This is a genomic window from Brevundimonas sp. UBA5936, from assembly GCA_002430835.1.
Classification (GTDB): domain Bacteria; phylum Pseudomonadota; class Alphaproteobacteria; order Caulobacterales; family Caulobacteraceae; genus Brevundimonas.
Map to the genome: position 1 here is coordinate 1 of DJDA01000012.1, position 4,527 is coordinate 4,527.

4 protein-coding genes are annotated in these 4,527 nt (G+C 71.5%); 2 read left to right on the plus strand and 2 right to left on the minus strand.

The genetic code is table 11. The annotated features are described in order from the left end of the window. Positions 1-360, plus strand: a 360-nt coding sequence (locus B2Y21_RS00980; RefSeq protein ID WP_292056086.1) for a hydroxyacylglutathione hydrolase C-terminal domain-containing protein, incomplete at its 5' end; no start/stop codon positions are given. Positions 361-403: 43 nt separating this feature from the next. Beyond that, positions 404-1,291, plus strand: a complete 888-nt coding sequence (locus B2Y21_RS00985; RefSeq protein ID WP_292056088.1) for an SDR family NAD(P)-dependent oxidoreductase — start codon at positions 404-406, stop codon at positions 1,289-1,291. 4 nt (positions 1,292-1,295) lie between these two features. Here B2Y21_RS00985 and B2Y21_RS00990 read toward each other — a convergent pair whose 3' ends face one another. Both B2Y21_RS00990 and B2Y21_RS00995 read right to left on the minus strand, forming a co-directional pair. Further along, positions 1,296-3,578 carry an ABC transporter permease gene (locus B2Y21_RS00990; RefSeq protein ID WP_292056090.1) on the minus strand — a complete coding sequence of 761 codons (2,283 nt, stop codon included), beginning with the start codon at positions 3,576-3,578 and terminating at the stop codon, positions 1,296-1,298. Beyond that, on the minus strand, positions 3,575-4,525 hold the full coding sequence (locus tag B2Y21_RS00995) for an HlyD family secretion protein (protein WP_292056092.1): 951 nt from the start codon (positions 4,523-4,525) through the stop codon (positions 3,575-3,577). The genes B2Y21_RS00990 and B2Y21_RS00995 overlap by 4 nt, the downstream gene beginning before the upstream one ends. Positions 4,526-4,527 lie beyond the last annotated feature (2 nt).

Here is a 4,527-nt window from a genome sequence, read left to right on the forward strand (position 1 = left end):
GACGACGCCCTGGCCTTCGTCGGCGACGTCATCTTCGCCCTGGGCTGCGGGCGGCTGTTCGAGGGGACGCCGCAACAGATGTGGGACAGCCTGAACCGCATCGCCGCCTGGCCCGAGGCGACGACCCTTTACTGCGCCCATGAATATACGGCGTCGAACGCCCGCTTCGCCCTGTCGCTGCCGGACGCCAACGACGCCCTGAAAGCCCATGCCGAGGCCGTCTTCGCCGCTCGCGAGCGCGGCGAGGCGACCGTGCCGACCTCGGTGGGGATCGAGCGCCGCTTCAACCCCTTCCTGCGCGCCCGCGACGCCGCCGACTTCGCCGAGCGCCGCGCCCTCAAGGACGGCTTCAAGGGCTAGGGGCCCCGCCGGATTTTCCAGTCACCCATCATCGGAGATGTTCATGCAGTTGAAGGATCGGGTCGCCATCGTGACCGGCGCAGGCGGGGGCCTGGGCCGTTGTCACGCCCTCTATCTGGCCGGTCAGGGCGCCAAGGTCGTGGTCAACGACCTGACCGAGGCGGCGGCGCAGGGCGTCGTGGACGAGATCGTCGCGGCGGGCGGCCAGGCGATGGCGGCGGCGGGTTCCGTCACGGACATCGACGCGGTTCAGGCCATGGTCGAGGCGGCGATGAAGGCCTGGGGCCGCATCGACATCCTGATCAACAACGCCGGCATCCTGCGCGACAAGAGCTTCTCGAAGATGACGCTGGATGACTTCCGCCTGGTGGTGGACGTGCACCTGATGGGGGCGGCCATCTGCTCCAAGGCGGTGTGGGAGATCATGCGCGCGCAGAACCATGGTCGCATCGTCATGACGACCTCTTCGTCCGGCCTCTACGGCAATTTCGGCCAGGCCAACTATGGCGCGGCCAAGCTGGCGCAGGTCGGGCTGATGCAGACCCTGGCCATCGAGGGCGCCAAGCATAACATCAAGGTCAACGCCCTGGCGCCGACCGCCGCCACCCAGATGACGGCGGGCATCCTGTCCGAGGAGGTGCTGAAGGCGCTGGACCCGGCCCTGGTCAGCCCCGGTCTGCTGGCGCTGGTGGGCGAGGCGGCGCCGACGCGGGCCATCCTGTGCGCGGGCGGCGGGCATTTCGCCACGGCCAACATCACCCTGACGCCGGGTGTGCGGATCGGCGGGGCTGCGGATGCGGGCGAGCAGCTGATCGCGCGCTGGGACGAGGCTTCGAACCGCGAGGGCGAGATCGTGCCGGACTTCGGCTTCCAGCAGGGCGCGCAGGAGATGATCTCGGCGGGGGTCTCGGCGCCGATGGCGGCGGGCTGAGCCTTCAGGCGCGGCGGCCTTCGTCGCCGCGCCACAGCCACAGGGCGCCGAAGACCAGCGCCAGGACGACCAGCATCAGGGCCTGGGGCGCGACCTCGGCCAGGCTGGCGCCCATGGCGTTCATCCGCACGAAGGCCTGAACCGCCGCGGTCGAGGGCGACAGGTGCGCCAGCCAGACCAGAAGTTTGGGCATCATGAAGTGCGGCCAGGCCGCGCCCGCCAGGAAGAACAGCGGCGCTGACGTGCCGACCAGCACCTGCAACACCCGCTCATGCCTGTCGAACAGACCGCCGAGCAGCAGGCCCAGCGCCGAGACCCCGGCGGCGAAGATCGGCGCCAGCAGGATCACCCCCGCCATGTCGCCCGCACGCGGATAGTCCTGAAACCAGAAGACGAAACCGAAATAGAACAGGCAGGAGGCCGTGCCGATCGCGGTCAGCGCCAGCCACAGGCCCAGGCGGGCGCTACGTCGCATGGGGGCGGCGCCGGTCTCGCGACGCAAGGCGGCGATGACGCCCGCACCCAGCAGCAGGGTCTGCTGCAGGATGATCAGGCTGACGGCGGGCACGGCGTAGTCGCCATAGCCCTCGGTTGGGTTGAACAGGGAGACCTGTTTCAGGCTCGGCGCCAACTGGGCCGCGCGGGCGGCCTCGGGCAGGCCCTCCAGCCGAGTCTCGGCGACATGGGCGGCGGCCGCCGCGACCGCCTTGCCGACCGAGGTGACGCGGACCAGATAGCCGCCGTTCAGCCAAACGGCCACGCCGTCGGGCGCGCCGCGCGCCAGGTCGGCTTCGAACCGTTCGGGCAGGATGACGACGCCGTCGACCACGCCGCGCCGCATCAGGTCGGAGGCCTGGGCGGTCGAGGAAATGACGGCGGCGACCTCGACCGCGTGGGAGGCGTTCAGATCCTCGACCAGGGCGCGGGTCAGGGCGCTCTGCGTCGGCGTCACCACGGCGACCGGCAGGCCCGTCGCCGCCTGCCCGGCGTAGGCCGCCGGATAGTAGAAGGCGTAGAGAACGACAGCGAGGATTAGCAGGCTGCTGACCGGCCGGGCGCGCGGCAGGTTGCGGAAGGTCGCGATGAAGGCGGCGCCGACGCCCTGTTCGGGCAGAGGAAAGGCCAGCGCCTCGGCCTTGGGCGCGCGGCGGGCGCGAAGGCGGATCAGCACGGCCGACAGGATCAGGGCGACCAGGGTGACGACGCTCAGGATCGCCAGATCGCGCCAGGCCCCGCCGGGCGCCGCGCCGGTCACCATCTGGCCGGTCTGAAGGCGCAGATAGTGGGTGTAGGGCAGGATGTCGCTCCAGATCCGGGCGAAGCGCGGCCCGTGATCCAGCGGCAGGGTGCCGTTCGAGAAGGCGATGGCCGCGCCCGAATAGATGGCGGTGGCCGAGAAGGCCATGTCGACATCTCCCAGCAGGGCGACCAGCAGGGCCGACAGGGCGACGCTGACCGCCATCAGGGCGACCACGCCCAGCATCAGCAGGGGCAGCGACCCCGCCACGCCCCAGCCCCTGACCCCGCACAGCCAGCCGATCCAGGCCAGGCCCCACAGGGTGAAGATGACGAAGTGCGGCGTCAGCCGCCCGATCAGGGCCGCCGTCGTCCGCCCGTCGGTCTGCGCCCTGAACGCCTGGAACGAGCCGCCCTGCATCAGTCGTCCGACCGCCAGCACCGCTGAACAGGCCGCCAGCAGGTGCAGCACGCCGGGCGCCAGCAGGCCGCCGAGGAACAGCTCGAAGTTCAACTGCGGATTGCCGATGATCGACACCTGGACGGCGGGCGGCTCCAGCGCCGTGGCGGGCAGGCCCATCTGGCGCGCGCGCTCCTCGAGCCGGGGCGCTGCGGCCGAGGCGATGGCCGAGGACTGGCCCAGGGCCGACAGGGCGCCGACGGTCTGGAAGGCGCCGTTGAAGGAGACGGTCGTCTGTTCGGGGCGGCGGAAGGCGCCTTCGCTGAAGCCCGAGGGGAAATGGGCGATGCTGTAGACCTCGCCGCGTCGCATCAGAGCCACGGCCTCGTCCACCGTCGCCGGGGCGTGGGCCACGCGCACGCCGGGGCTGGCCTCCATGTTGCGGATGGCCGCGCGGCTGAAGGCCGAGTCATCCTGATCCACCACGGCGACCGGGACCTGGCGGATCACGCCGGGGGCCAGCATGGCCGCGATCACCGCCAGCAGGATCAGCGGCAGGCCGAAGGCGACGAAGGCGTCCCACGGCCGGGTCGCCAGCCGCCGCGTCTCGTCCTGAACGGCCGCGAGGAAGACGGCCGCGCCGCCCTTCATCGCGACGACCAGTCGAACAGGACGCTCATGCCTGGCCGCAGACCCTCGATCGGCCGGGCGGGCTTGGCCTTCACCTGGAAGCTGCGCACGTCATAGCCGCTGGACTGGCGGGTCGAGCGCCAGGTGGCGAACTCGCCCTGGGGGCTGATGGCGGTGACGCGGAAGGCGGCGCCCTTGATCCCCAGCGCGGGCACGTCGCCGCGTACGGCGGCGCCGATCTTCAGGTCGCGGAACTGGTCCTCGCGCACGCTGAAGGTGACCCAGGGATCGGCCGTGTCGACGATGGTGAAGACCGGCACCCCCGTCAGCACCAGTTCGCCGACATTGGCGAAGCGTTCGGACACCTCGCCGCCGTGGGGGGCGGTCAGGCGGGTCTCGCCCTGCAGGCTCTCGACCTCGGCGACGGCGGCGCGGGCGCCGCTGACGTTGGCGTCGGCGACCGACTTCTCCTGCGGCCGGGTTCCGGCCAGGGCCTTCAGATACTGCTGGCGGGCGGCCTCGGTCTGGGAGGCGGTGGCGGCGCGGGCGGCGACGGCCTCGTCGCGGCGCTGGGCCGAGATGACGCCCTCGGCGAACAGGTTTTCGGCCCGGCGCGCGGTCTGGTCGGCCAGGCGGGCGGCAGCCTGGGAGGCGCGCCAGATCGACTCGACCGTCTGCACGTCCTCGGCGCGGGCGCCCTCGCGGCTCATGGACTGGATGGCCTGCGTCGATTGCAGCAGGGCGCGGGCCTGGGCGTCCTTGGCCTCGACCTCGGGGCTGCTCATCAGGGCCAGTTCCTGCCCGGCCTTCACCTGATCGCCCTCGGCGGCCAGGAAGCGTTCGACACGGCTGGGCACCTTGGTGGCGACGGTGAAGGTCTCGGCCTCTACCATGCCCTGCACCTGATCCGGCGCCGGGCGGGCGGCCAGGAACAGACCCACGACGATGAAGGCGATCAGCAGGACCACGC

Coding starts and splice junctions, on each gene's coding strand:
- B2Y21_RS00985 (WP_292056088.1), top strand. CDS start 404: ATGCAGTTGAAGGATCGGGTCGCCATCGTGACCGGCGCAGGCGGGGGC.
- B2Y21_RS00990 (WP_292056090.1), bottom strand. CDS start 3,578: ATGAAGGGCGGCGCGGCCGTCTTCCTCGCGGCCGTTCAGGACGAGACG.